Origin of the sequence: Streptomyces sp. NPDC002680 (assembly GCF_042889145.1) — a bacterium.
Lineage (GTDB): Bacteria > Actinomycetota > Actinomycetes > Streptomycetales > Streptomycetaceae > Streptomyces > Streptomyces adonidis.
This window is the reverse complement of sequence record NZ_JBIAQP010000007.1, coordinates 25,960-52,511: the sequence shown is the minus strand read 5'-3', so window position 1 is coordinate 52,511 and position 26,552 is coordinate 25,960. Positions and strand designations below refer to the sequence as shown.

Below are 26,552 nucleotides of genomic sequence, written 5' to 3'. Positions count from 1 at the left end.
GGCGGTAATGTGACCGCATGACCGCCGACGTTCCCCAAGGAACCGCCCCCTCCCCCGCACGGGTGACCGACCGCCCCGGGGACGTCTCGCCCTTCGCACTCGGCCTGTTGTTGCGCCGGGCGCACTGGCGGGCGGCCTCGGTGATGGAGGAGGCGCTCCGCCCGCTCGGCATCGAGCTGCGGCACTTCGCCGTACTGATCGTGCTGGCCGACCGCGGCCCCACGGTGCAGCGCGACCTGGTGGCGGCGACGGGTTCGGACAAGGCGGGGATCATGCGGGTCGTGGACGACCTGGAGCGCAAGGGCCTGGCCGTACGGAAGTCCGTCCCGGGCGACCGGCGGGTACGGGCGGTGGAGATCACGCCTCAGGGCGTCGAACTCTTCGACGCGGCCCATGTGGCGGCGGAGCCGCTGGCCGAGCGGCTGGTCGCGGACCTGGGAACCGGCGAGGCCCGGCAACTGGCGGATCTCCTGACCCGGTTCGCGCATCCGTCGGGCGGCGAGGCGTAGGCGAGGACGTTGTACGAGGACGTTGCACGACGCCCCGAGCGAAGGCGTCGTACAACGTCCGTCCATGACCCGGTGGCCTATGCGGCGGCGACGCGCTCCGCGACCTCCTTGGCCTTCCTCGCCGCGTCCTCGAAGGCGCGCTCGCGGGAGGCCTCGTACAGCGGGATCAGGTCGGACATGGCCGGGACCCGGGTGGACAGGGTGAGTTCCGGGACGATGAATTCGAGGTCCATGCCGAAGGTGTCGCGGAGGACGGCCTCCAGGTAGTTCTGTACGAACTCGAAGCCCTCGCGCGGGGTGCCGGGCGCGTAGGAGCCGCCCCGGCTGGCGACCACGACGACCGGGGTGCCCTTGGCGGACGGGGTCTCGCCGGCGGTGCGGCCGATCAGGTACACGTTGTCGACCCACGCCTTCAGGGTCGACGGGATCGAGAAGTTGTACATGGGGGCGCCGATCAGGACGGCGTCCGCCCGCTCCAGTTCCCCGATGAGCGTCTCGCGCACGGCGAACGCGGCGGCCTGCTCCGGCGTACGCGCGGCCGGCGCGGCGAGACCGGCGGTCCAGGCGGCGGCGGTGATGTGCGGGACCGGGTCGGCGGCGAGGTCGCGGTGGATCACCGTGCCGCCCGGGTGCTGCTCCTCCCAGACCCCGCGGAAGGCGGCCGCGACCGAACGGGACGAGGACGCCTCGCCCGGGAGCACGGACGAGTCGATGTGCAGCAGCGTGGCCATGACTTTCTCCTGTGGATAGGCGATGTGACTTGTTCTCACCCATAGTTAAACACGAGAAAGTATCAAGTGATACCGTCGCGATCGCAACGGAGCTGAACACGTCGAGCAAACGAGAGGCAGACGATCGTGGACGTCCATGAGGCGGTCAGCAGCCGACGAGCGGTGCGCGGATTCATCGACAGGCCGGTCCCGAGAGAGGTCCTGGAGCGCGTCATGGCCCGCGCGGCCTGGGCACCGTCCGCGTCGAACCTCCAGCCGTGGCACGTCTACGTGGCGACCGACGCGCCACTGGCCGAACTCAAGAAGCGCGCCGGCGAACGGGTCGCCTCGGGCGACCCCTGGGACGAACCGGAGTACGAGCAGTACCCGCCCGTGCTGAAGTCCCCGTACCGCAACCGCCGTTCCGCCTTCGGCGAGCAGCGCTACGGCGCGCTCGGCATCCCGCGCGGCGACCTGGAGGCACGCCAGCGGGCGGCCTCCGCGAACTGGGGCTGCTTCGGCGCGCCCGCCGCCCTGTTCTGCTACATCGACCGCGACATGGGCCCGGCCCAGTGGTCCGACGTCGGCATGTACCTGCAGACGGTGATGCTGTTGCTGCGCGCCGAGGGGCTGCACAGCTGTACGCAGATGGCGTGGGCGAAGTACCACAGGACCGTCGCGGAGGTCGTGTCACCGCCGACGGACCTGCTCCTCTTCTGCGGCATGTCGATCGGCTTCGAGGACGCCACGGTGGACCATCCGCGCACGGGCCGGGCACCGCTCGCGGAGACGGTCACGTTCGTGGACGGCCGCTGACCCCCCGCCTCTAAGCCGGGTAGGGAGTGGCCGCCCGTGCGGTCCTGAGCGCACCCGCCCACCAGGCCAGCTGCTCCAGCAGCGTCTTGGCGTAGCGGGGAGCATCGGGGTCGTTCGGACGGCCGTCCTGCCAGGCGGTGAAGTAGTTCGGGAAGGCGAGGCCGTCGCGGATCGTCACCGCGTGCAGTTCGGTCAGCACGTTCTCCAGGTGCAGGACCGCGTGCCGGCCGCCCGCCGCGCCCCCGTAGCTGACGAAGGCGACGGGCTTGGCCGTCCACTGGGTGAAGTGCCAGTCGATGGCCGCCTTCAGGGAGGCGGGGTAGCTGTGGTTGTACTCCGGTGTGACCACGACGAACGCGTCCGCGCTCTCCAGTACGGCGGTCAGTGGCCGCATCCCGGCCGGGCGCGGGTAGTCGTCGCCGGCGTACTTCGGCGACGCCGCGGGCAGCGACAGCGGGATCTCGAAGCCGGCCAGATCGAGGACGTCCACGTCGAATCCGCCGTGCAGACGGGCCTGTTCGGCGACCCAGGAGGCCACGACGGGCCCGAACCGTCCTTCCCTGACGCTCGCGACGACGATCACCAGCCTGTGCGGGTGGTCGCCCTTGTTGTTGTCCTGGTTGTTGTCCATGGCCACCACGATCGGGGTGGCCCCCGGCCGCAGCCAGGCCGCACTCAGGCTGGCCCCCGCAGGGCCAGCCTGAGCCTGCCGTGACCGGCCGGGCCCGCCCTATCCTCGAAGGCATGGGTACGCCGCTGGGGGACTTCATCCGGAGCAAACGCGACAGCATCCAGCCGACGACACTCGGCCTGCCGGACCGGGGCCGCCGCCGCTCACCGGGGCTGCGGCGGCAGGATCTCGCGGTGCGCGCGGGCATCAGCGTCGAGTACCTGACCCGTATCGAGCAGGGCCGTGACCGCAATCCCTCGGTGGCGGTGGTCAACGCCCTCGCCGACGCACTCAGCCTCTCCTCGTCCGAGCGCGACCATCTGCGCTACCTCACGAAGATCACCGGCGGGGAATGCGTCACACACCCCCGCCCCGAGCCCCCGTCCCGGCAGGTACGGGACGCGGTCCTGCGGACACTCCGCCTCCTGGAACCGGGCATGGCGGTGGTGGCGAACCGACTGGGCGACATCCTCGCCCACACCCCCACCTACGACGCGGTGATGAACGCGAGCGGACTGCTCGACACGGAGACCCCGAACCTCACCCGCTACGTCTTCACGGACCCCCGCGCCCGCGCCTTCTTCGCCGACTGGAACGAGGTCGCCGACGAGCAGGCCTTCGACCTGTGGCTTGCCCCCTCCGCCGAGAACTCCGAGTGGTTCCGCTCGGACCTGGCACCCCTGGCCGGCCCCGACCTGACCCGCCGCCTGAACCGGCACGTGGTCCCGCAGCGCGGCGTCCTCCGCATCGCCCATCCGGCCGGCCAGGAGCTACGACTGCTCCGCGAGACACTCGAATTCACCGCGGAAGCACAGCAGTTGATCATCTTCCTCCCGGCGGACCCCCAGACCGCCGAGGCCGTCGACCAGCTCGCCCACCAGTCCCGACACGGCGCGCTCCGGGCCATCTCCTGACTCGCGCCGGGGAAAACCCAACGGCCCCTGGACAACTCCCCCGTTGATGCCTGGCGGCGCAAGGCGCATGCGCCCGCTCACACGCGACGGCGTTTGCGCCTTGCGCCCCAAGCCCCGGCCCCGGCCGGTGACCGGCGTGGGTGGTGGGTCGTTGGTCCTCGTGCGGGGGCGGGTCGTGCGTGGACGACGGGGGCATGGGTGCGGTGGCGCTGGGGCGTGGTGTGGGTGCTGGGCGCCGGGCTGGTGGCCGGGCTCGGTCTGTTGTGCTGGTACAAGGGCGTCTCGGACGCGGGGAACGCCGCCTCCGTGCTGGGCTCCGTCGGCGTGATCGCGCTGCTGGCGGCGTGGGCCCGGCGCAACGGGCGGGCCCACAGCGGCGCCGACCAGGTGGACGAGGCCGCGAAGGATCTGGCACGCCTGGTGCTGCGCCAGTGGGAGGAAGAAGCCACGCTGCGCCAGCTGTTCGATCCGGCGCCGCTCCCGGTGGCCTGGTCCGACAGCTTGTTGCCCGGTGTGGGGGATCATCGGGAGCTGGTGGGTGATCCCGTCGACTGCCGGGCGGACGAACCGGAGAACCTGGCCCGCGCGTTTCGTGCGCTGCCGCGCCGTCGGCTCGTCGTCATCGGTGCGGCCGGGTCGGGGAAGAGCACCTTCGCCGTCCTCCTGACGCTCGGGCTGCTGCGTTCCCGCGCGGAGGGCGACCCGGTGCCGGTCCTCCTCTCGCTCGCGTCGTTCGACCCCGCGCGGGAAGGCCCGGGAGAATGGCTGCGCCGCAGGATCACGGCGGACTGCTCGGCGTTGGCCGACACAGAGGCCTACGGGCCGACGGCCGTACGGGATCTGCTGGCCGACGGCCGGATCCTGCCCGTACTCGACGGACTGGACGAACTCCCGGCCGCCGGCCAGGCCGCGGTTCTCACGGCGCTGAACCACGGCTACGCCACGGACGCCCCGCTGGTGCTCACCTGCCGTACCGCCAACTACGTCAGTGCCGTGGCACAGGCCGGCGTGCTGGCGGGCAGCGCCGTGATCGAACCCGCACCGGTCCGCCACGACGACGCGGTGGCCCTGCTGCGGCTCGCCGCCCAGCCCGGCCGCGGCCACCGCTGGACGATCCTCGCCGACCATCTGCGGGACCACCCCGAAGGCCCGGTGGCCCAGGCCCTGACCAGCCCGCTGATGGTGGTCCTGGCCCGATCGGTGTACGCCGACGCGGCCGGCGCCGATCCTGCCGAACTCGCCGACCCCGCCCGCTTCCCCACCTCCGCCGCCGTCGAGCACCACCTCCTCGACAGACTCGTCCCGGCGCTCTACGGGCGCGCCCACGCCGCCGACCCCGGCAGCCGCCGTTGGGACCCGGACCGGGCCCAGCGATACCTCACCCACCTCGCCCGGTGTCTGACCGCGCAGGGCACGCACGACCTTGCCTGGTGGCAGCTGTACCGCTCGGTACCCGTACTGACCAGAACCTGGAGCCGGGCGCTCCTCTGGAGCCTGGCGGCGGCGGTCGCGAGCGCCGTGCCGCTCCTGTGGACCACGGCCGAGAAGTTCAGCGAGGGGCTGACGGACAACGCGCCGTTCCCCGGTGCGGACTACGTCTCCACGTTCGCCGCCATGGCGTTCTGCATGGTGTGCGTGGCGGCGGCCCTGCCTCGCCGGGGCATCCCGACAGCATGCGTCACGGCGGTGTGCGGGGCCCTGGCCGGCGCTGTGGTCCTGGAGACCTGGTACGCGGCGGTCGGCGCCCTGGGGCCGGCCGACGTGCCCTCCGACCTGCTGGACGGCCTGTTCGACGGGACGTTCGTGTTCCTGGTCGTCCTCCTGACCACCGGCCCGCCCGTGCCGCCGTCGTCCCCGAGCCGGGCGTCCTTCACCACCCTCCGCTGGCGCCGCCGGCTCCTCCACGCCGCCGCCCGTACCTGCGGGGTCGCCCTCCTCGTCGGCGCGGCGTTCAACGTCTACTGGCTCTTCGACGACGAGCGCCCGGCGTTGGCCGCCGTCTGGAGCGCGAGTCTCCCGATCGGCCTGCTCGTGGGCATCGGACTGGCCGCCCTGCAGTGGACCAGGAACTCGGTGACCGTCAACGACGTCACCACACCCCCGTCGTCGATCCGGGGCGACCGCCGGATCACCCTGCTCCACGGCGCCTACGCCGCTCTGCTGCTGAGCGTCCTCGCCGCCGCCGTGACCCTCTTCCTCAACAGGCCCGTACCGCCCGGCTTCCCCACAGTCATGGAAGCGGCCGTACAACCACACTGCGTTTCCGTCGGCCTGTTGGGAGTGACCCTGGCCCTGGCCGCCGCCTCCTGGCCGCACTACCTCGCGGCCAGACTGGTCCTCGCCGTCCGCACCCGGCTGCCCTGGCGCTTGCAGTCCTTCCTGACGGACGCCCACCGACTGGGTGTCCTGCGCCAGGTGGGCCCCGTCCACCAGTTCCGCCACGCCCGCATCCAGCACCACCTCACCGAATCCCCCTGCCTCCCCGGCCAACGCCGCCCGACCGAACCGTCCGACACCGCCCCGGCTGCCACGGGCCCCGTCGAACCGTGACGCGGCACGGTCCGCGTCCGCCACGCAAAGAGGCGGCACCCCCCGCACAGGGGTGCCGCCTCTTCTCGTGCACCGGAGCCACCGTCAGGTCGCTGAGGGTCGGGTTGACCGACGACAGCCCCGGAGATCAACAGGCCCGCGCACACGGGCCCTGTGGCCTACCGGTGATCGCTCCCCGCCGAAGAGGACGCCGCCCGCCCCGCCTCCAGTCGCGCCACCGGAATCCGGAACGGTGAGCAGCTGACGTAGTCCAGGCCCACCTCGTGGAAGAAGTGGACCGACTCCGGGTCGCCGCCGTGTTCGCCGCAGACGCCGAGTTTCAGGTCGGGGCGGGTTGCCCGGCCCGCCTCCACCGCCGACTTGACCAACGCGCCTACGCCGTCGCGGTCGATCGTCTCGAACGGGGAGACGCCGAAGATGCCCTTCTCCAGGTACGCCGTGAAGAACGAGGCCTCGACGTCGTCGCGGCTGAAGCCCCACACGGTCTGGGTCAGGTCGTTCGTACCGAAGCTGAAGAACTCCGCCGCCTCCGCGATCTGGCCCGCCGTCAGAGCGGCTCGCGGCAGCTCGATCATCGTGCCGATGGCGAGCTTCAGCTGCGTGCCCGTCGCCGCCTCCACCTCGGCGATGACCTGGTCGGCCTCCTCGCGGACGATCTCCAGCTCCTGGACGGTGCCGACGAGCGGGATCATGATCTCCGCGCGCGGGTCGCCCTTCGCGTTCTTGCGTTCGGCCGCGGCCTCCGCGATGGCACGGACCTGCATCGTGAACAGGCCTGGGATGACCAGGCCAAGGCGTACGCCTCGCAGGCCCAGCATCGGGTTCTGCTCGTGCAGGCGGTGCACCGCCTGGAGCAGGCGCAGTTCGTTCTCGTGCGGGTCCTTGCGGGACTCGGCGAGGGCTACTCGTACCGACAACTCCGTGATGTCCGGCAGGAATTCGTGCAGCGGCGGGTCCAACAGGCGGACCGTCACCGGGAGGCCGTCCATCGCCGAGAACAGTTCTACGAAGTCCTGCTTCTGGAGCGGGAGAAGCGCCTTCAGGGACTCCTCGCGCTCGGTGTCCGTGTCGGCCAGGATCAGGCGTTCCACCAGCTCGCGCCGGTCGCCGAGGAACATGTGCTCCGTACGGCAGAGGCCGATGCCCTGCGCGCCGAACCGCCGCGCCCGCATCGCGTCCTCGGCGTTGTCCGCGTTGGCCCGGACCCGCAGGCGACGCTTCCGGTCCGCGAAGGCCATGATCCGGTGGACCGCCTCGACCAGTTCGTCGGCGTCGTTGGCGCCCGCGTGCATCCGGCCCTCGAAGTACTCCACCACGGGGGAGGGGACCACCGGGACCTCGCCCAGGTAGACCTTGCCGGACGAACCGTCGATCGAGATCAGGTCGCCCTCCTCGACGACGTGACCGCCCGGGACCGTCATCCGGCGCCGCTTGGTGTCGACCTCAAGCTCCTCCGCGCCGCACACACACGTCTTGCCCATGCCGCGCGCGACCACCGCCGCGTGGGACGTCTTGCCGCCCCGCGACGTCAGGATGCCCTCCGCCGCGATCATGCCGTCGAGGTCGTCGGGGTTGGTCTCCCGGCGGACCAGGATGACCTTCTCGCCCGAACGCGACCACTTCACCGCGGTGTACGAGTCGAACACCGCCTTGCCGACCGCCGCACCCGGGGAGGCGGCGATGCCCCGGCCGACCTGCGCGACCTTCGACTCCTCGTCGAAGCGCGGGAACATCAGCTGGGCGAGCTGGGCGCCGGTCACTCGCTGGAGTGCCTCCGCCTCGTCGATCAGGCCCTGGTCCACCAGCTGCGTCGCGATACGGAAGGCCGCGCCCGCCGTGCGCTTGCCGACGCGCGTCTGGAGCATCCACAACTGGCCGCGCTCGATGGTGAACTCGATGTCGCAGAGATCCTTGTAGTGGTTCTCCAGCGTGTCCATGATCTTCATCAGCTGGTCGTACGACTTCTTGTCGATCTGCTCCAGCTCGGCGAGCGGGACCGTGTTGCGGATGCCGGCGACCACGTCCTCGCCCTGCGCGTTCTGCAGGTAGTCGCCGTACACGCCCTGGTGGCCGCTGGCCGGGTCGCGGGTGAAGGCGACTCCCGTGCCCGAGTCGGGGCCGAGGTTGCCGAAGACCATCGAACAGACGTTGACCGCCGTGCCGAGGTCGTGCGGGATGCGCTCCTGGCGGCGGTAGAGCTTCGCGCGGTCCGTGTTCCAGGAGTCGAAGACCGCGTGGATCGCGAGGTCCATCTGCTCGCGCGGGTCCTGCGGGAAGTCGCGGCCCGCCTCGGTCTTGACGATCCGCTTGAACTTGGTGACCAGCTTCTTGAGGTCCGCGGCCTCCAGCTCCGTGTCGACCGTGACCTTCTTGGCCGTCTTCGCCGCGTCCAGCGCGTCCTCGAACAGCTCGCCCTCGACCCCGAGGACCGTCTTGCCGAACATCTGGATGAGGCGGCGGTACGAGTCCCACGCGAAGCGCTCGTCACCGGCCTGCTTGGCGAGGCCCTGCACCGACTTGTCGGAGAGCCCGATGTTCAGCACCGTGTCCATCATGCCCGGCATCGAGAACTTCGCCCCGGAACGGACGGACACGAGGAGGGGGTTGTCGGCCTGGCCGAGCTTCTTGCCCATGGCCTCTTCGAGCGCCGCGAGATGCGCGCTCACCTCGTCACGCAGTGCCGCCGGCTCGTCGCCACTGTCGAGGTAGGTCTTGCAGGCTTCGGTCGTGATGGTGAAGCCGGGAGGAACGGGGAGTCCCAGGTTGGTCATCTCGGCGAGGTTCGCACCCTTGCCACCAAGGAGGTCCTTGAGGTCCTTGTTTCCCTCGGTGAAGTCGTAAACGAACTTGACTACGTGGGGTTCTTTGTTTTCCGACACGGGTCTCGACTCCCTCGGGACGCGGTGGCTGCCCTGACGGCGAGGAACATACCCAGATCGAAGGCGTCTGGGTACGTCCACTTGCGTGTCATGCGCCTGTAACCAGCCGTCCGCCAGCAGATCCAAAGTCAAGGCTTGGCAAGCAGTGGAAGCGTCATGTTTTCACTTCTTGAACACAGTGGCAGGCGCATGCCCATTTTGTCGCTCAGATGAGCAGATGGCAACACGTCTGAGTTTTATCGATGAACGATCAAAGGGTGGCACTCAGTGCCACCCTTTGAGAAGTGCAGCCGCCCATGATCCGCTCATCTGAGCGCAACCCCTATCAAGGGTGGCGAGAATCACGCACGATCCAGCGACGGGATTTCACCATGCGGACGCCGACCCGAAAGGGAAACACCCCCGTCACAGGCCCCTTCAGCCGTTGACGCGGTTCACACGCCGAGCGCCGTCAAGCGCTCCTCCACCCGCTCAGGTGCGTACAGATGCTCGACGACCATCGCCCCGGCCCCCACCAGCCCCGCCCGCTCCCCCAGCCTCGACGTCACCACGTCCAGATGAGCGGTCGAGCGCGGCAGCGCCCGCTGGTACAGCAGTTCCCGTACGCCGGTCAGGAACGGCGTACCGGCCAGGTCCCCGGCGATCATCAGCACGCCGGGGTTGAGCAGCGTCACCACCGTCGCGAGTACGTCCCCCACGCTCCGGCCCGCCTCCCGCGCGAGCGCGACCGCCTCCGGGTGCCCGGCCGCGAGCAGGTCCCGTACGTCAGAACCCGACGCCGCCGGAACCCCGGCCTCGGCCAGCCGTCGCGCCACGGCGCCACCGCTCGCGACAGCGGCCAGACACCCGTACGACCCGCACCGGCACAGCGCATCGGCGCCCTGCGGCACCCGGATGTGCCCGATGTCCCCGGCGCCGCCGTCGATGCCCCGGAAGACGGAACCGCCCACCACGACCCCCGCGCCGATACCCGTCGAGACCTTGACGAGGACGAAGGCCGAGCAGCCCGGGTATCCGGTGCGCTGTTCGCCGTACGCCATGAGGTTGGCGTCGTTGTCCACCAGTACCGGGACGTTCGCCGCGGCCGGCTCCCCCGTCTGTTCCGCGAGGGCGCGGGCCAGGCGGGTGCGTATGTCGTAGCCGTCCCAGCCGGGCATGATCGGCGGCTGGACGACGCGGCCGGCGTCCGTGTCGACCGGGCCCGGTACCGCGAGGCCGATGCCGCAGACCTCGGACGGGCCGTGGCCGGCCTTCGTGAGGAGTTCCGCGAACCAGCGGCCGATCTCGCCGAGTACGGCGTCGGGGCCGTCGTCGACGGCCAGCACACCCGAGTGTTCCGCGAGGAGTTCACCCGTGAGGGTGAGTACGGCGGCGCGGGCATGACGGGTGTCGAGATCGGCGGTGAGGACAACGGCGTGGGCGTCGTCGAACTCCAGGGTGATCGAGGGGCGTCCGCCGAGCGGCGAGTCGACCGGGCCCGAGGCTCCCTCGCGCAGCCAGCCCGCGCGGAACAGCCGGTCCAGGCGGTGGCCGACGGTCGCGCGTGAGAGACCCGTCACTTGTTGCAGGGCACCGCGAGTCGTGGCGCGCCCAGAGCGCACCAGTTCGAGCAGATCGCCCGCGCTCGTCTGAGCACGACTACTCATGCGCACCCCCTTGTGTTTCTCAAGCTTGCATTACATATTGAGTTCTGCGTGTTAAATAGACGTAACTCTAAGGTGGCCGCGACCGAACTGGTCAGGCCGAACGTCTTCGGGGAGCCCCGAGTGGATCGCACTGCCCAGTTGACCGCCCGCGCCGCGACGCACTCCGTCGTATACGAACCGGACGTTACGACACATTCCCTGCACGTCAGAGCGGCGGACGTACTGGAGGCCAACTGGACCGGCAGCTCGACGGTCCCCTCGCGCGGCCTGTATCCGCACCAGTGGTCCTGGGACTCCGCGTTCATCGCGATCGGCCTGCGCCATCTCTCACCCCTGCGTGCGCAGACGGAGCTGGAGACGCTGCTGTCGGCCCAGTGGGACGACGGACGCATCCCGCACATCGTCTTCAACCCCTCCGTCCCGCTCGACGCGTACTTCCCGAGCCCCGACTTCTGGCGCTCCTCGACCGCGGGGCGCGCTGCGGGCGCCCCGCGCACCGTACAGACGTCCGGCATCGTGCAGCCACCGGTGCACGCGCTGGCCGTCTGGCTGGTGCACCAGGCCGACCCCGGGCTGTCCCGCTCGCGCGGCTTCCTCGCCCGCGCCTACCCGCGGCTCGCCGCCTGGCACCGCTATCTGCTGCACCGCCGTGACCTGGGCGGGGGCGGTCTGGCGTCGGTCGTGCACCCCTGGGAACAGGGTATGGACAACAGCCCCTGCTGGGACGCCCCGCTGAGCCGCGTGACCCCGGCCCCGGCCCGCTCCTTCCGCCGCGCCGACCTCGACCACGGCGCCGCCGAGGACCGCCCGACGGATCTGGACTACGGGCGGTACGTGCGGCTGGCGACGGACTACAGGGACGGCGGTTACGAGGACGGCGCGAGTGAGTTCGCCGTCGAGGACCCCTCCTTCAACGCGCTGCTGATCGCCTCCGAGCACGCGCTGGCCAGGATCGCCCGCGAGCTGGGCGCGACGGGGACGGCACGGCACGCGCGCGCGGAGCGGCTGACGGCGGCGCTGGTGGAGCGGCTGTGGGACCCGGCGGAGGGCATGTTCTTCTGCCGCGACGTACGGGACGGCTCGCTCATCCCCGAGCGCAGCGTCTCCGGCCTCATCCCCCTCCTCCTCCCCACGCTCCCCCGGGACATCGCCGACACCCTCGTCCGTACGGCGCGCGGGCCGCACTTCGAACTCGGCGGCGCCGCCCGCCTCGTACCGTCGTACGACCTGCTCGGCGAGGCCTTCGACCCGCACCGTTACTGGCGCGGTCCTGCCTGGTTCAACACCGGGTGGCTGGTGGAGCGCGGGCTGCGGCAGCACGGCGAGCGGGCGCACGCCGACGCGCTGCGCACGGCGCTGCTGGAGACCGCCGACGCCACCGACTTCGCGGAGTACGTGGATCCGTACACCGGCGAGGCCTGCGGGGCGCTCGGCTTCGGCTGGACGGCCGCGCTGACTCTGGATCTGCTCCACCAACAGCCCATCGCCGACATCGGTGTCGGGGGTGCGTTCGACATGAGTGGCATGAGCGAGATGAGTGACAAGGGAGGCGAACGGCGATGACGGACCGGCATCATCTGCTCGTGCACGGCGGGACGTTCGCGGCCGTCGGCGACGGCGGGGACATCAGCGGTGTACGCGGCGGCAGCAACCCCGACGGGTTATTCGTACGCGACGCACGGCACTTGAGCCGTTGGCAGCTCACCGTCGACGGCGCCGTGCCCGAGACGCTCAGCCCGGTCGCCGACGGGGACACCGCGCGCTGTGTGCTCGTACCGCGTGGGGGCCGGCAGGAGCCGCCCGCGTACACGCTCTTCCGTGAACAGGCCGTAGGGGACGGGGGGTTCGTCGAGTCTCTGCGCGTGACCAGCAACCGTCCGACGCCGACGACGGTCCGGATCGCGGTCACGGCGGACGCCGACTTCACGGACCAGTTCGAGCTGCGCTCCGACCACCGTACGTACGTCAAGTCCGGCGCGGTCCGCAAGCGCGAAGTCCGGGACGACGGCGTCGAGTTCAGCTACCGGCGCGGTGAGTGGCAGTCGCGTACGACGGTCACCGCGGAGCCCGCTCCCGACGGTGTCGAGGAGACCGGCACGGGTGCCCGACGCCTGGTCTGGACACTGGAGTTGGAGCCGCACGGCTCGGCGGAGCTGGCGCTGCGCGTGGCGGCCCGCCCGCACGGAGCGACGCAGGAACCGCAGGTCCCCGTATCCCCCGCAGCCGCGAACGACCATCTCCTCGCCCTGGAAGGGGAGTTCGTCGAGGGCGTCGCATTCCCCACCGGCTGGCCGGAGTTGGCGGCGGCCTGCGCACGCGGCCTCTCCGATCTGGCGGCACTCCAGGTCCCCGCGACGGGCCCGGACGGCGAGGAGTTGCGCGTACCGGCGGCGGGAGCCCCCTGGTTCCTCACCCTGTTGGGCCGGGACGCACTCCTGACCTCCCTCTTCGCACTCCCGTACCGCCCCCAACTCGCCGCCGCCACGCTCCCGGCACTCGCCGCGACCCAGGCGACGGAGGTCGGCCCGGACTCGGTGGCCCAGCCGGGCAAGATCGTGCACGAGGTACGGCACGGCGAGCTGGCGCACTTCGGGCAGGTGCCGTACGGGCGTTACTACGGCTCGGTGGACGCGACACCCCTGTTCCTGGTCCTCCTCGGGGCATACGTGGAACAGACCGGCGACACGGCCCTGGCCCGCCGCCTGGAGGCCAACGCCCGCGCGGCGATCGGCTGGATGCTGGACCACGGCGGCCTGACGTCACGCGGCTATCTGGTCTACCGGGCCGACCAGGGCGGCCTCGCCAACCAGAACTGGAAGGACTCCCCCGGCGCCATCTGCTCGGCCGACGGCACCCGCGCAAGCGGCCCGGTGATGGCGGCGGGGGCCCAGGGGTACGCGTACGACGCGCTGCGCCGCACGGCGTGGGTCGCGCGCACGGTGTGGGAGGACGAGACGTACGCAGCCCTCCTCGAACAGGCGGCGGGCGACCTCCGGGACCGTTTCCAGCGGGACTTCTGGATGCCGGAGCACTCCTTCCCGGCACTGGCGCTCGACGGCGAGGGCAACCAGGTCGACGCGCTGGCCTCGGACGCGGGCCATCTGCTCTGGTCGGGGCTGCTGGACAAGGAGTACGGGGAGAAGGTCGGCCGGCGCCTGCTGGAGCCGGACTTCTTCTCGGGCTGGGGCGTACGGACGCTGGCGTCGGGCCAGTCGGCCTACCACCCCCTCTCCTACCACCGGGGTTCGGTCTGGCCGCACGACAACGCCCTGATCACGCTGGGCCTTTCGCGGTACGGCCTGCACGACGAGGCCCGTACGGTCGCCCACGCCCTGGTCGACGCGGCGACCGCGACCGGTCACCGTCTCCCCGAGGTCCTCGCCGGTTACGGTCGCGACACCCATGGGGAGCCGGTGCCGTACCCGCACGCGTGCGTACGCGAATCCCGCTCGGCGGCGGCCCCGTTGGCGCTGCTCACGGCGGTCGGGGGCGCCTGAGGGGGTGTGAGTCCGGTCGCTTGGTGAGGCGTTTGCCCGGTGTTTGCCGGGTGCTTGGGCGCGGAGGCTGAACGGAGGCCGAGGGCCCGCCGTACGGGATGGTGGCGGACCCAGGCTCCCGCGCCCGGGTCCGCCGCTCCTGCACGGGCTCCACACGGAAGGACCTTCGGGGTGCCTCTGTTCACGCGCATCAACCCATCGACTGATACAGCGGCTGAGGCGACGCCTGCTGAGGAATCCCCGGTCACAGAGACGGGCCCCGAAGGGGCGCGGGGAACTGCGCGAGAAGCCCCCACGGCGGACAGCCGACCACTACCGGCAGACTCGGCCACTTCAACCGACCCGGACTCGGACGCGGACTCGGACTCAGCCGAGAAGCCGGCCCAACCCACCAAACCCAACTGGCGAACCCGGCGTCCCACCGCCGCCCGGAACCTCAGCTGGGCGGCAACCGCCCTCTCCGTACTCCTCGTACTGTTCGCCCTCCAGATGCCGAACACCGTGGGCAACTTCCGGATAACGGAGTTCCTGCGGCTCCCCGCGGAGGCGATCGTCGCGGCCGTCGTACTGCTCGCGATGCCGCGTCGGCCACGGGTGATCACCGCGGCGTGCATCGGCGCGTTCCTCGGTGCGCTGACCGTGCTGAACCTGCTGGACATGGGGTTCGTCGAGTTCCTGGGCCGGCACTTCAACGTCGTGCTGGACTGGGTGCTCCTGGACGACGCCCAGTCGTACATCTCCGACGCCATCGGTACGACGGGGTCGATCGCCGTCACCCTCCTCGTGATCCTGCTGACGCTGCTCCTGCCGATCGGCACGGCCTTCGCGTGCGTGCGGCTCAGCAACCTGCTCGCCCGCAACAACACCGTCGCCACCAAGGCCACGCTCATCGCGGGCACCGTCTGGATCACCTGCATGTCCCTCGGGCTCAGCATCGGCGGGGTGCCCATCGCCTCGGACCACACCGCCGGCGTCGTGAAGGTGCATCTGCGGCGGGCGAGCGACACCTTCCGCGACGAGGCGGCGTTCGCGAAGTTCGCCAAGAACGACCCCTTCGCCAAGACGCCCGGCGACCAGCTGGTGCCGGACCTGCGCGGCAAGGACGTCATCTTCACGTTCATCGAGAGCTACGGCCGCAGCGCGATCGAGGACCCGATCATGTCGCCCGGTGTCGACAAGACGCTCGCGGACAGCACGCAGGCCCTGACGGACGCCGGTTTCGCCGCGAAGAGCGGCTGGCTGACGTCGGCCACGTTCGGCGGCAACAGCTGGCTCGGCCACTCCACGTTCCTGTCGGGCCTGTGGATCAACAACCAGCAGCGCTACAACACCCTGGTCAACAGTGACCGGCTCACCCTCCCCGAGGTCTTCCGGCGCACCGGCGACTGGCGGACGATCGGTGTGATGCCGGGCGTGCAGAAGGGCTGGCCGGAGTCGAAGTTCTACGGCCTGGAGAAGAACTACTCGTCGAAGGATCTCGGTTACAAGGGACCGAAGTTCAGCTGGTCGACCATGCCGGACCAGTACACGCTGGAGGCCTTCCAGCGCCTGGAGCACGGCAAGAAGAGCGCCAAGCCGCTGATGTCCGAGATCATCCTGACCTCGAGTCACCAGCCGTGGGCGCCCCTTCCGAAGACGGTCCCGCAGGACCAGCTCGGCGACGGCTCGGTGTTCGACTCGATCCAGAAGGCGGGCAAGGACCCGAAGGACGTCCTGTACGACGGCACCGCGGCCAAGCAGGAGTACGGCAAGTCGATCCAGTACTCGGTGACCAGTCTCGTCGACTGGCTCACCCGCTACGGCACCGACGACACCGTCCTCGTCTTCCTCGGCGACCACCAGCCCATGTCCCGGGTCAGCGGCAGCAACGCCAGCCGCGACGTCCCGGTGTCGGTCGTGGCCAAGGACCCGAAGATCCTCGACAAGATCGCCGACTGGAACTGGACGGACGGCCTGCGCCCGGCCCACGACGCCCCGGTGTGGAAGATGAGTTCCTTCCGGGACAAGTTCCTCACGGCGTACGGCTCAACGCCGCATCCGTGATCGGGCTGAGCCGGCGGGGGGGGGTGTTTCTCGCCCCCGCCGCCCCTACCCGTTCCCATCCTTCTGGGGGCTGCGCCCCCAGACCCCCGCTGTCGGCCTGAACGGCCTCGTCCTCAAACGCCGGACGGGCTGGAGGAGCGCCCCAAAGGGGCGCGGGGAACTGCGCGATCAGCCACAGCGCACCCGCAGACAAAGAACTCATCCCCCAGACGTATCCAACTCCGCATCCTCACTCACACCCGCGCAGTCATACGGATCCTTCAACCACCCGTCCGGCAACACCACCCGGTTGTTGCCGGACGTACGCCCCCGAGGACCATCCGCACCGAGCGGCCAGGCCTGGTCGAGGTCCAACTCGTCCAGCCCAACCCGGAGTTCCTCCAACGACGACGTGATCGCAAGGCGCTTCCGCATCTCGCTGCCGACCGCGAACCCCTTCAGGTACCAGGCGACATGCTTGCGGAAGTCGATGACCCCGCGCGCCTCGTCCCCGATCCACTCACCGAGCAGCGTCGCGTGCCGGACCATGATGTCGGCGACCTCGCGGAGCGTCGGGCGGGCGATGGCCTCCGTACGGCCCTCGAACGCGGCCACCAGATCCGCGAACAGCCACGGACGGCCGAGGCACCCGCGCCCGACCACCACCCCGTCGCAGCCCGTCTCCCGGACCATCCGCAGCGCGTCCTCCGCCGACCAGATGTCGCCGTTGCCGAGCACGGGGATCTCCGGCACGTGCTCCTTGAGGCGGGCGATCGCCTCCCAGTCCGCCGTGCCGCCGTAGTGCTGGGCGGCCGTACGGCCGTGCAGGGCGATCGCCGTCACGCCCTCCTCGACCGCGATCCGGCCGGCGTCGAGGTAGGTGATGTGGTCGTCGTCGATGCCCTTGCGCATCTTCATGGTGACCGGGATGTCCCCGGCGCCGGACACCGCCTCGCGCAGGATCGCGCGGAGCAGGTTCCGCTTGTACGGGAGGGCCGACCCGCCGCCCTTCCTCGTCACCTTCGGGACCGGGCAGCCGAAGTTGAGGTCGATGTGGTCGGCCAGGCCCTCCTCCGCGATCATGCGGACGGCCTTGCCGACGGTCGCCGGGTCGACGCCGTACAGCTGGATCGAGCGCGGCTTCTCGGTCGCGTCGAAGTGGATCAGCTGCATGGTCTTCTCGTTGCGTTCGACCAGCGCCCGGGTCGTGATCATCTCGCTGACGAACAGACCCTTGCCGCCGCTGAACTCCCTGCACAGGGTGCGGAAGGGCGCGTTCGTGATCCCGGCCATGGGGGCGAGGACGACGGGCGGCGTGACGGTGTGCGGGCCGACGGAGAGCGGGCCGGCGAGCAAGGTCGTGGGCGTGGACATTGGGTCATTCTCTCGCACCGAATGGAGTACAGCCAAAGTCGTTAGTTAGGCGTACTATGTTCGCATGTCCGAGCTGAGTCCCCGCCGCCGCATGCTGGTGCTCGCGATCTGCTGCATGAGCCTGCTGATCGTGAGCCTCGACGTCACCGTGCTCAATGTCGCGCTGCCTTCCATGGAGAAGGACCTGGGCGCGAGCGTGGCCGGTATGCAGTGGGCGCTCGACGCGTACACGCTCGTGCTGGCCTCGCTGCTGATGCTCGCGGGGTCGACCGCCGACCGGATCGGGCGTCGCCGGGTCTTCAAGACCGGCCTTGTCCTGTTCACCCTCGGCTCGGTGCTCTGCTCGCTCGCCCCGAACCTCGACTCGCTCATCGTGTTCCGCATGATCCAGGCGATCGGCGGTTCGATGCTCAACCCGGTCGCCATGTCGATCATCACCAACACCTTCACCGACCCGCGCGAGCGGGCCCGGGCGATCGGGGTGTGGGGCGGGGTGGTCGGCATATCCATGGCCGCCGGCCCGATCGTCGGCGGCCTGCTCGTGGACTCCGTCGGCTGGCGCTCGATCTTCTGGCTCAACCTGCCGGTGGGCCTCGTCGCGCTGCTGCTGACCTGGCGGTTCGTCCCCGAGTCCCGGGCGCCGAAGGCCCGCCGTCCGGACCCGGTCGGCCAGGTCCTGGTCATCGCACTGCTCGGCTCGCTGACGTACGCGATCATCGAGGCCCCCAACTCGCCCGTCACGCACACGCTCGCCTTCGGGGCGGTCGCCCTGGCCGCGCTGCTGGGGCTGCTGTACTACGAGCCCCGGCGCACCGAACCCCTCATCGACCTGCGGTTCTTCCGGTCGGTGCCGTTCAGTGGGGCGACCGTGGTCGCGGTGAGCGCGTTCGCCGCGCTGAGCGGGTTCCTGTTCCTGTCGACGCTGTATCTGCAGAACGTGCGGGGGCTGTCCGCGCTGCACGCCGGTCTGTGGATGCTGCCGATGGCGGTGATGTGCTTCGTGTGCGCGCCGATATCGGGGCGGCTGGTCGGCAGCCGGGGTCCACGGTTCTCGCTGCTCACAGCGGGGGTCACGATGACGGCGAGCGGGGTCCTGTTCGCGGGGTTCGACGGGGAGACGTCGAACGTGACGCTGGTGATCGGGTACTTCCTGTTCGGTCTCGGCTTCGGCTTCGTCAACGCGCCGATCACCAACACGGCCGTCTCGGGCATGCCCCGCGCCCAGGCCGGGGTGGCCGCCGCGATCGCCTCGACCAGCCGGCAGACCGGCGGCACGCTCGGGGTGGCGGTGATCGGCGCGGCGCTGGCGTCGGGCATCGGGTCGGGCCCGTACAAGGAGGTGTTCGCCGCCGCGGCGCGGCCCGGCTGGTGGATCATCGCGGGCTGCGGTCTGTCCGTACTGGTCCTGGGTGCCGTCACGACCGGCGGCTGGGCCCGGCGGACGGCCGAGCGGACGGCGGAGCGCCTGAAGATCGAGGACGGCGGCGGCAGCGGGAGTGCGGCCGGTGAGGGCAGTGGCGGGAGCGGGGGCGGGGAGACAGGCGTGCGAGGCGCTGCGGGGGCGCGCACCTCGATGTGAGCCGTTGTTGTAACCCATTGCTGATGATCACCGTTGGGGAAGAAGCAAGGGCACCATCAACTCGACGAACTCGAAGAGGGCGTGGCCGATCGTGGGGGCAGTCGGGTCGCGGCGGACGGTCGGATTCCCCGCGACGGGCACGAGTTTCGTGGGCCGGAGCCATGAACTGACGCAGGCCAGAAGGCTGTTGACGACCACCAGGCTGCTGACGCTCACCGGTCCCGGCGGGGTGGGCAAGACCCGGCTCGCGGGACGGGTGGCGGAGGGAGCGGTACGGGGTTTCCCGGACGGGGTGTGGCTGGTGCCGCTGGCCGCCGTGCGGGACGGCACGCTGGTGCCGCACGCGGTGGCGGACGCGCTCGGTATCCGGGACGAGACGGGCCGGGCGCCGCTGGAGACGGTCGTCGAGCATCTGCGTACCCGACGGCTGCTGCTGGTCCTGGACAACTGCGAGCACGTGGCGGAGGCGTGTGCCTCGCTGGTGGCGGCCGTGCTCGGCGCGACGGAGGGGGTCAGGGTCCTGGCCACCAGCCGCCACCGGCTCGGTCTCCCCGAGGAGCGACTGCTCCCGGTGGCCCCGCTGGCCACCCCGTCCCCCGGGGACGACCTCCCCGGGACGGACTTCCCCGCACTGCGTCTGTTCGCCGACCGGGCGGCGGCGGTGGCCCCCGGCTTCGAGATCACCGACCGCAACCGGGTGGCGGTGGCCCGCCTCTGCCACCGCCTGGACGGCCTCCCGCTGGCGATCGAACTGGCGGCCGTACGGATGCACGTGCTGGGCGTGGAGCAACTGGACGAACGCCTCGGCGAACGCCTGGGCGACCGCTACCGCCTCCTCACCTCCGGCAGCCCGACGGCTCCACCCCGCCACCAGACGCTCCGCTCAGCGGTGGACTGGAGCCACGACCTGTGCACGCCGGAGGAGCAACTCGCCTGGTCCCACCTGTCGGTGTTCACCGGCAGCTTCGATCTGGCGGGGGCGGAGGCGGTGTGCGAGTCCTTCGCGGGGCGGTCGGGCGGGAGGAAGGGGTGCCGTTCCGGGGCCGGAGCCGATCCGGCGGGAGCGGGCCATGCCGGCGGGACATCCGGCCCGGCGGGCACGGGCCACGCCCACGGCACATCCGGCCCGGAGGGCACGGCTCACGCCCACGGCACATCCGGCCCGGAGGGCACGGCTCACGTCACAGGCCGGGCAGCCCGCCCGGACACGGTCGGCCCGCACGGCGGGCCGCCCCAGGCGGGGACAGCCCGCACGGGCGGCAGGGCACCGGCCCGCGCCGACGCCGGAGTGGGCGCTGCTGGGGTCGGAGCAGGGAACGCCCGAGTCGCTGTGCTGGCCGCCGTGACCGGGCTGGTGGAGAAGTCCGTGCTGGTCAGGGAGGAGGGTGAGAGCGGGGCCCGTTATCGGATGCTGGCGCTGCTTCGGGAGTACGGGCTGGAGAAGCTGGAGGCGGGTGGGGAGGCCGATGATGCTCGTCGGCGGTTGTGCGCGTACTTCGTCCGCGTTGCCGAGGAGCACGAGCGGGGGTGGTTCGGGCCGGACCAGCCGGGGACCCTGGCCGGGCTGCGTGCCGAGCACGACAATCTGCGGGCGGCGCTCGACTTCTGTCTCACCACCCCCGGGGAGGCCCCGCGCGGGCTGCGTCTGGTCGGCAGCCTGTGGTTCTACTGGATCGCGCGCGGCGCCTGGGCGGAGCTGCGGCACTGGTGGCAGAGGCTCGCCCTGCGCGAGGGCGGGCGCCCGTCGCCCGAGCTGACCCGGGCGAACTGGGCCGCCGCCCTGATCCCGCTGGTCCGCAGCCGTACGAACGCCGTTCTCCTGGCCGGCGCCCCGCACACCCCGACGCTGGCCCCGCACGAGATACCGGACGTCAGACCACTCGCCGAGATCCTCGGCGAACGCACCGGGAACGACACGGCACCGCTGCTCTCCTTCCACGTCCTCAGCCGCGTCGAGATGGCGACGACCCTCACCTTCCACGGCAGGCCCGAACTCGCCGTCCCGCTGTGCCTGGACGCCCTCGCCGTGTGCGAGGCGCACGGCGAGCAGTGGGTGCGCTCGTACGTCCTGGGCGCACTCGCCACCGCCCGCTGGGCCCTCGGCGAGCACGACGCCGCCGCCGAGAGCGCCCGGCGCTGTCTGCGGCTGCCGTACGTCACCGGCGAGCCGCACGCCGTCGGCGGCACCCTGGAGGTACTTGCCGTCGCCACCGCCGCCCGGGGCGACACCGAACGGGCCGCCGTGCTCCAGGGCGCGGCACACCGCATCTGGTACGACCTCGGCCACGACCCCCTGGCCGGCCAACGCCAGCCCCACGAGACGTCCAACGACGACTGGCACGACGAGGCCCACCGCCAGGGTTACGACCTGTCCGCCGAGGAGGCTCTCGCGTACGCGCTGGGCGAGACGGGCACCGCAGCAGCGGAGAACGGGCGCGCCGCATCGGGAACCGGACGCGCCTCGGTGGCAACCGGGCATACATCGGCGAAGAACAGCCGCGCCGCAACGGAACCCGAGCGCACCTCGGCGAACAGTCGCGGCGCGACGGGTGCTGGGCGCGCCTCAGCGGGCCCCAGACACGCCTCGGCGGGGAGCGAACGCACCTCGGCGGGGAACGGACGCGGCACACCAGGAGCCCGGGGCGCCGCTCCAGAACCCGGACGCACCACGGCAGGGAACGGGCACAGCACACCAGGAGCCGGGGGCGCCTCACCCGGAGACGGACACACCACAGCGGAACCCGGGCGCGCCCCGGCAGGAAACGAGCGCGGCGCAACGGAACCCGGACGCACCTCGGCGAGAGACTCGCGCGCCTCAGCAGGGAGCGGGCGCACCGCACCAGACCCCTGGCGCACCACAGCGGGCAGCGAGCGCGGCACAGCGGGAGCCGGACGCACCACAGCCGAACCCAGGCGCACCCCGGCGGGGACCAGGCGCGCCGCACCAGGAGCCGGACCCACCACAGCGGGACCCCGGGACGCCTCGGCAGGGAACGAGAGCAACGCAGCGGAACCCGGACACGCCACAGCGGGCAGCGAGCGCGGCACATCGGGAACCGGACGCACCACAGCCGAACCCAGGCGCACCCCGGCGGGGACCGGCCGCGGCGCTGCGGGAACCGGACCCGCCGCAGCGGGCCCCGAACGCACCCCGGCAGGGAACGAACGCACCCCACCAGGAACCGGACGCACCACAGCGGAACCCGGACGCACCTCTGCCGGGAATGAGCGCACCGCAGCGGGCTGCGAGCGCGGCGCAACGGGAACCGGACGCGCCTCGGCGGGAGCCGGACGCACCCCGGCAGGGACCGGGCGCGGCGCAGCGGAAACCGGGCCCGCCGCAGCGGGCCCCGAGCGCGCCCCGGCAGGGAACGAGCGCACCGCACCAGGAGCCGAACGCGCCACAGCCGGACCCGGACTCCCCTCAGCGGGGAACGGGCGCCCCGCCTCGGCAGCCGGACGCCGCGCACCGGGAGCCCGGCGCCCCGCGCGGGCCGTGCCCCCTGCACGGGCCGCACCCCCCGTACCCCCCGACACCGGCCTCACCCCCCGTGAGTGGGAAGTTGTCGCGCTGATTGCCTCGGGTATGACCAACCGGCAGATCGCCGAGCGGCTGGTAATCTCGCGGCGTACGGCTGAGGGGCATGTTCAGCGGATTCTTGGCAAGTTGGGGTTCGCGGGGCGGAGTCAGGTGGCGGCCTGGTTCAGTGGGCCGCCCTGCCGGTGACCGTTCCCGTCTCCGTGCGGAGTCTCAGCTGGCGTACGTCGTCGGAGCCCAGGCCCCGCAGGACCGCTTCGAGGATCGGGCCGCAGCGGACGTCGAGGGTGTCGCCGTCGGGCAGTCCTCGGGCGAAGCCGATGAGCTGCCAGGCGGCGTGGGCCTCCATGTAGAAGAGGTCGGTCAGGTCGAGTTCGTATCGGAGGGGGGTCGAGCCGATGGCGGAGCGGCGGGTCAGCAGGGCGCGCAGGGTCGCCGTGAACTCCTCGCGGGTGCCGGGCTCGGCGGAGCCGGCGATCCGTGCGCCGCCGTCGGTGCGGGTCACTTCGAGGGCGTCGAGGTGGGTCATCACCTGGAGTGGGTGGACCGTCCGCATCGCGGCCACCAGGTGGTCGGTGTACTGATGACGGCTGTACCAGCACATCGCGGTGAGACGGGGATCCACGAACAGCGGCTCCATGAACGCCTCGTAGTCGACGAGTTGGTCGTCGCTGACCCCGGTCCGCTGCCCCCAGGCCATGTCGGCCCCGACCCGCAGCCCGGTCAGCCCCTCGGTCCGCGCCCGCTCCAACTCGTCGGAGTAGAGCCGGAACTGGCGCTCCTTCGAGAAGCTGCCGTCGGGGACGTACACGGCGGTGTTCCGTACGATCTCCAACTGCCCGCTCCGCCGGGCATCTTCGGCCTGGCCGGTGCCGCCGTCGAGCCGGGCGAGGGCGTCGTCGTCGCTCACGTCGGCCGGGTCGAGGACGACCATCACCCGCTCGCCCCGGGTCAGTCCGGTGCGGGTGTAGGCGGTCAGGACCTGCCAGTGGGCCTGCGCGTCGGGCACGTCCAGGCAGGCGTGGTCACCCGGTCGCAACGCCTCCACGGGGACGCTTCTGGCAGTTGCGTGTGCGTGCTCAGGTCCGTGTTCCGTCATCGAGGGCGCCTCCCCGGCTGCTGATGATCCACTCAGTACGACGGTAGGGAAACGCCTGCGCCCATCACCGCCGCCACCACCAACTCCCCTCATTGCGAACGGAATTGACCAATCGCGATCGGATGTCCGATCTGAATGGATCGACTTCCACCCCTTCGCGACTACCCCTCGTCCGCGAACATCTCGTACAGCTTCTCCATGCGTTCGCGCGTCTCCGCGTCCGACGGGACCATCGTCACCAGGCGGGTGCCCAGCTCCGGGGCGAGCCACAGGTCCGTGTGGTCGACGGTGAGCAGGCCGACGTACGGATTGCGGAACTGCTTCGTCTTGCCGCGGACGTTGATCACCTCGTACCGCTCCCAGATCTCGCAGAACTCCGGGGACTCCGCGCGCAGCCGCCTCAGCATCAACTTCCAGGCAGGGTCGCCGAGATGGGCCGCCTGCTGGACCCGGAGCTTCGCCGCCATCACGCGCAGTGTCTCTTCGAGCAGGACGACCGACTTCCGCCACTCCTCGTTCGTGTAGACGAGCAGCATGAGGTTGCGGTCCTCGGGCGGTACGGCGTCCAGGTCGCCCATGAGACGGCTGTACGTGCGGTTGTACCCCTGGATGTCGTACCGGCTGTTCTGGATGCAGGCCGGGATGGGGTCGAGGGCGCGCAGGAGTTCACGGATGGCGGGCGTGATCGTCGGGCAGCTCGCGGCGGGCGTGGGGTCGACGGCTCCGGCCAGTTGGAAGAGGTGGGCGCGTTCGCTCGGGTCGAGGAGGAGGGTACGGGCCAGGGCGTCGAGCACCTGTTCGGAGACCTGGATGGCGCGGGCCTGTTCGAGCCAGGTGTACCAGGTCACGCCCACGGCGGAGAGCTGCGCGACCTCCTCGCGGCGCAGTCCCGGCGTACGGCGTCGCCTGCCGCGCGGCAGGCCGACCTGCTCGGGGGTGATGCGCTCGCGGCGGCTGCGCAGGAAGACGGCGAGTTCATGGCGCCGGATCTCCGAGCCGCGCCCGCCCGGCCGCTGCTCCTGCCGGTGCTGCTCGTGCTGTTGCTGAGCGACGGTTTCCTGGGCGATGGTGGTCACCCCTCCACTTTCTCTCCGCGCGGACCCTGTTTCCAGGTACTCCTACTACCAGGATAAAGACACTCTGGTACCACCCTCAGGAGAGGCGGACGCTGGTCGACGTGACCGAAACAAGCACCTCACCCACCGCCTCCGTCCGCTCCCCCGCCGGGTCACCCGTACTCGGCGGGCTCGGCCTGTTCACCGTGCTGCTCGGTGCGGCACTCCCTCTCATCGACTTCTTCATCGTCAACGTCGCCCTGCCCACCATCGGCCGGGACCTCGCCGCGAGCGAGGCCGTCCTCGAACTGGTGGTCGCCGGGTACGGGGTCGCGTACGCCGTCCTGCTCGTTCTCGGCGGGCGGCTCGGCGACCTCTTCGGCCGGCGCCGGCTCTTCATCGGCGGCATGGTGGCCTTCGGCATCACCTCGCTGGCCTGCGGGCTCGCGCCGACCGCCTGGACGCTGGTGGCGGCCCGGATCGCGCAGGGCGCGGCGTCGGCGGCGATGCTGCCGCAGGTGCTCGCGACGATCCAGTCGGCCACGGCCGGGCCGCGCCGCGCGCGGGCGATGGGCCTGTACGGGGCGACGGCGGGCCTGTCGATGGTGGCGGGCCAGATCCTGGGCGGCGTACTCGTCGCCGCCGACATCGCGGGCACCGGCTGGCGGTCGGTGTTCCTGGTGAACGTGCCGGTCGTGCTGCTCGGCCTGGTCCTGGCGGCCCGGACGGTCCCGGAGACCCGCTCGCAGCGCCCGGAGCCGGTGGACGTGCCCGGCACGTTCCTCCTCGCGGTGTCCCTGATCACGCTGCTGGCGCCCCTCACCGAGGGCCGGGCGGCGGGGTGGCCGCTGTGGACGTGGGTGTCGCTGGCCGCGTTCCCGTTCGCGGCGGCGGCGTTCTACGCGGTCGAGCGCGGCGCGGACCGGAAGGGGCGTACTCCTCTCGTGCCGCCGACCCTCTTCGCGCTGACGTCGTTGCGGCGGGGGCTGGTGATGATCGTGCCGTTCTCGATCGGCTTCAGCGGGTTCATGTTCGTGATCGCGGTGGCTCTGCAGCGGGGTGCGGAGCTGGGGCCTGTGCAGGCGGGGTTGGCGCTGGCGCCGATGGCGGTGACGTTCTTCTGCGTGTCCCTCGCGGGGCCTCGGCTGGTCACCCGGTTCGGCACGCGGGTCGTGACGGTCGGCGGGATGATCCAGGGGGTGGGGGTGGCCCTCATCGCCCTCGCGGCGTGGCGGTCCTGGCCGGATCTGGGGCTGGTGGAGCTGCTGCCGGGCGCGGCTGTCGCCGGGGCGGGGCAGGCGCTGCAACTGCCTGTGCTGTTCCGGATCATCCTGTCGGAGATCGAGCCTGCGCGGGCTGGTGTGGGGAGCGGGGTCATGATCACGACTCAGCAGTCGGCTCTGGCGTTGGGGGTGGCTACGTTGGGGACGTTGTTTCTTTCGCTGTCTCCGGGGATGGGGATGGGGGATGCGCTCGTGACGACGCTGGTGGTGCAGTTGGGGGGCATTGTGTTGACGACTCTGCTCAGCGTGCGGTTGCCGCGGGTGATTGGCTGAGCGGTCAGTACTGGGAGCTCGGGTCAGGCGGTTGGGTGTTGGGTGCGGGTGCGTTGTGGCTGGTCGCGCAGTTCCCCGCGCCCCTGGCGGGAGCGCCCCTTCGGGGCGGCTCCCGCATCTTCGGGTCTCCGCCCGTTC

The 26,552-nt window shown here is 71.2% G+C and carries 18 protein-coding genes; 10 read left to right on the top strand and 8 right to left on the bottom strand.

The annotated features are described in order from the left end of the window. Positions 1-17: 17 nt before the first annotated feature. Complete coding sequence (locus tag ACFYXF_RS19315) at positions 18-509, top strand: MarR family winged helix-turn-helix transcriptional regulator (RefSeq protein ID WP_389350811.1); 492 nt, start codon at positions 18-20, stop codon at positions 507-509. A 77-nt stretch (positions 510-586) separates the two neighbouring features. Here the strand turns inward: ACFYXF_RS19315 and ACFYXF_RS19310 are convergent, their stop codons facing one another. Then, positions 587-1,240, bottom strand: coding sequence for an FMN-dependent NADH-azoreductase (locus tag ACFYXF_RS19310; protein ID WP_389350810.1), 654 nt, complete (start codon positions 1,238-1,240; stop codon positions 587-589). 126 nt (positions 1,241-1,366) lie between these two features. Here ACFYXF_RS19310 and ACFYXF_RS19305 point away from each other — a divergent pair, with 126 nt between their 5' ends. Next, positions 1,367-2,035: a nitroreductase gene (locus tag ACFYXF_RS19305; protein ID WP_389350809.1), complete on the top strand. Its 669-nt coding sequence runs from the start codon at positions 1,367-1,369 to the stop codon at positions 2,033-2,035. A gap of 10 nt (positions 2,036-2,045) precedes the next feature. Here ACFYXF_RS19305 and ACFYXF_RS19300 read toward each other — a convergent pair whose 3' ends face one another. Next, entirely contained in the window at positions 2,046-2,666 is a 621-nt protein-coding gene (locus tag ACFYXF_RS19300; protein ID WP_389350808.1) for an NADPH-dependent FMN reductase, read from the bottom strand. Between the two features lie 113 nt (positions 2,667-2,779). Between ACFYXF_RS19300 and ACFYXF_RS19295 the strand changes: the two genes are divergently transcribed. Then, positions 2,780-3,619, top strand: a complete 840-nt coding sequence (locus ACFYXF_RS19295) for a helix-turn-helix domain-containing protein (RefSeq protein ID WP_389350807.1) — start codon at positions 2,780-2,782, stop codon at positions 3,617-3,619. Positions 3,620-3,817: 198 nt separating this feature from the next. Beyond that, complete coding sequence (locus tag ACFYXF_RS19290; protein WP_389350806.1) at positions 3,818-6,169, top strand: NACHT domain-containing protein; 2,352 nt, start codon at positions 3,818-3,820, stop codon at positions 6,167-6,169. A 158-nt stretch (positions 6,170-6,327) separates the two neighbouring features. Here ACFYXF_RS19290 and ppdK read toward each other — a convergent pair whose 3' ends face one another. Both ppdK and ACFYXF_RS19280 read right to left on the bottom strand, forming a co-directional pair. Continuing rightward, positions 6,328-9,048 carry a pyruvate, phosphate dikinase gene (ppdK, locus tag ACFYXF_RS19285; protein WP_389350805.1) on the bottom strand — a complete coding sequence of 907 codons (2,721 nt, stop codon included), beginning with the start codon at positions 9,046-9,048 and terminating at the stop codon, positions 6,328-6,330. Between the two features lie 434 nt (positions 9,049-9,482). After that, a complete protein-coding gene (locus ACFYXF_RS19280; RefSeq protein WP_389350804.1) occupies positions 9,483-10,694 on the bottom strand; it encodes an ROK family protein in 1,212 nt (403 codons plus the stop codon). A gap of 120 nt (positions 10,695-10,814) precedes the next feature. Here ACFYXF_RS19280 and ACFYXF_RS19275 point away from each other — a divergent pair, with 120 nt between their 5' ends. From ACFYXF_RS19275 to ACFYXF_RS19265, 3 genes are all read left to right on the top strand, one after another. After that, a complete protein-coding gene (locus ACFYXF_RS19275; RefSeq protein ID WP_389350803.1) occupies positions 10,815-12,257 on the top strand; it encodes an amylo-alpha-1,6-glucosidase in 1,443 nt (480 codons plus the stop codon). Next, a complete protein-coding gene (locus ACFYXF_RS19270; RefSeq protein ID WP_389350802.1) occupies positions 12,254-14,191 on the top strand; it encodes a glycogen debranching N-terminal domain-containing protein in 1,938 nt (645 codons plus the stop codon). Before ACFYXF_RS19275 ends, ACFYXF_RS19270 begins: the two co-directional genes overlap by 4 nt. Before the next feature lie 489 nt (positions 14,192-14,680). Then, the gene (locus tag ACFYXF_RS19265; protein WP_389350801.1) at positions 14,681-16,234 is read left to right on the top strand and encodes a CDP-alcohol phosphatidyltransferase; all 1,554 of its coding nucleotides are present in this window, start codon (positions 14,681-14,683) and stop codon (positions 16,232-16,234) included. A gap of 198 nt (positions 16,235-16,432) precedes the next feature. On the opposite strand, the gene dusB is transcribed toward ACFYXF_RS19265, so the two are convergent. Next, on the bottom strand, positions 16,433-17,587 hold the full coding sequence (dusB, locus tag ACFYXF_RS19260; protein WP_389350800.1) for a tRNA dihydrouridine synthase DusB: 1,155 nt from the start codon (positions 17,585-17,587) through the stop codon (positions 16,433-16,435). A 64-nt stretch (positions 17,588-17,651) separates the two neighbouring features. Between dusB and ACFYXF_RS19255 the strand changes: the two genes are divergently transcribed. Then, the gene (locus tag ACFYXF_RS19255) at positions 17,652-19,166 is read left to right on the top strand and encodes an MFS transporter (protein ID WP_389350799.1); all 1,515 of its coding nucleotides are present in this window, start codon (positions 17,652-17,654) and stop codon (positions 19,164-19,166) included. Positions 19,167-19,193: 27 nt separating this feature from the next. On the opposite strand, the gene ACFYXF_RS19250 is transcribed toward ACFYXF_RS19255, so the two are convergent. After that, positions 19,194-19,382: a hypothetical protein gene (locus ACFYXF_RS19250; RefSeq protein WP_389350798.1), complete on the bottom strand. Its 189-nt coding sequence runs from the start codon at positions 19,380-19,382 to the stop codon at positions 19,194-19,196. Here ACFYXF_RS19250 and ACFYXF_RS19245 point away from each other — a divergent pair. Further along, on the top strand, positions 19,354-22,893 hold the full coding sequence (locus ACFYXF_RS19245) for a LuxR C-terminal-related transcriptional regulator (RefSeq protein ID WP_389350797.1): 3,540 nt from the start codon (positions 19,354-19,356) through the stop codon (positions 22,891-22,893). The genes ACFYXF_RS19250 and ACFYXF_RS19245 overlap by 29 nt on opposite strands. On the opposite strand, the gene ACFYXF_RS19240 is transcribed toward ACFYXF_RS19245, so the two are convergent. Continuing rightward, positions 22,871-23,752, bottom strand: coding sequence for an MEDS domain-containing protein (locus ACFYXF_RS19240; RefSeq protein WP_389350796.1), 882 nt, complete (start codon positions 23,750-23,752; stop codon positions 22,871-22,873). The two genes, ACFYXF_RS19245 and ACFYXF_RS19240, sit on opposite strands and share 23 nt — an antisense overlap. A 212-nt stretch (positions 23,753-23,964) precedes the next feature. Next, on the bottom strand, positions 23,965-24,879 hold the full coding sequence (locus ACFYXF_RS19235; protein ID WP_389350795.1) for a helix-turn-helix transcriptional regulator: 915 nt from the start codon (positions 24,877-24,879) through the stop codon (positions 23,965-23,967). 101 nt (positions 24,880-24,980) lie between these two features. Between ACFYXF_RS19235 and ACFYXF_RS19230 the strand changes: the two genes are divergently transcribed. Further along, positions 24,981-26,414, top strand: a complete 1,434-nt coding sequence (locus ACFYXF_RS19230) for an MFS transporter (protein WP_389350794.1) — start codon at positions 24,981-24,983, stop codon at positions 26,412-26,414. Positions 26,415-26,552 lie beyond the last annotated feature (138 nt).

Excerpts from the sequence above, each read along its gene's own strand:
- ACFYXF_RS19315 (WP_389350811.1), top strand. The coding sequence starts at position 18 with ATGACCGCCGACGTTCCCCAAGGAACCGCCCCCTCCCCCGCACGGGTG.
- ACFYXF_RS19255 (WP_389350799.1), top strand. The coding sequence starts at position 17,652 with ATGTCCGAGCTGAGTCCCCGCCGCCGCATGCTGGTGCTCGCGATCTGC.
- ACFYXF_RS19310 (WP_389350810.1), bottom strand. The coding sequence starts at position 1,240 with ATGGCCACGCTGCTGCACATCGACTCGTCCGTGCTCCCGGGCGAGGCG.
- ACFYXF_RS19270 (WP_389350802.1), top strand. The coding sequence starts at position 12,254 with ATGACGGACCGGCATCATCTGCTCGTGCACGGCGGGACGTTCGCGGCC.
- ACFYXF_RS19295 (WP_389350807.1), top strand. The coding sequence starts at position 2,780 with ATGGGTACGCCGCTGGGGGACTTCATCCGGAGCAAACGCGACAGCATC.
- dusB (WP_389350800.1), bottom strand. The coding sequence starts at position 17,587 with ATGTCCACGCCCACGACCTTGCTCGCCGGCCCGCTCTCCGTCGGCCCG.
- ACFYXF_RS19280 (WP_389350804.1), bottom strand. The coding sequence starts at position 10,694 with ATGAGTAGTCGTGCTCAGACGAGCGCGGGCGATCTGCTCGAACTGGTG.
- ACFYXF_RS19300 (WP_389350808.1), bottom strand. The coding sequence starts at position 2,666 with ATGGACAACAACCAGGACAACAACAAGGGCGACCACCCGCACAGGCTG.
- ACFYXF_RS19265 (WP_389350801.1), top strand. The coding sequence starts at position 14,681 with ATGCCGAACACCGTGGGCAACTTCCGGATAACGGAGTTCCTGCGGCTC.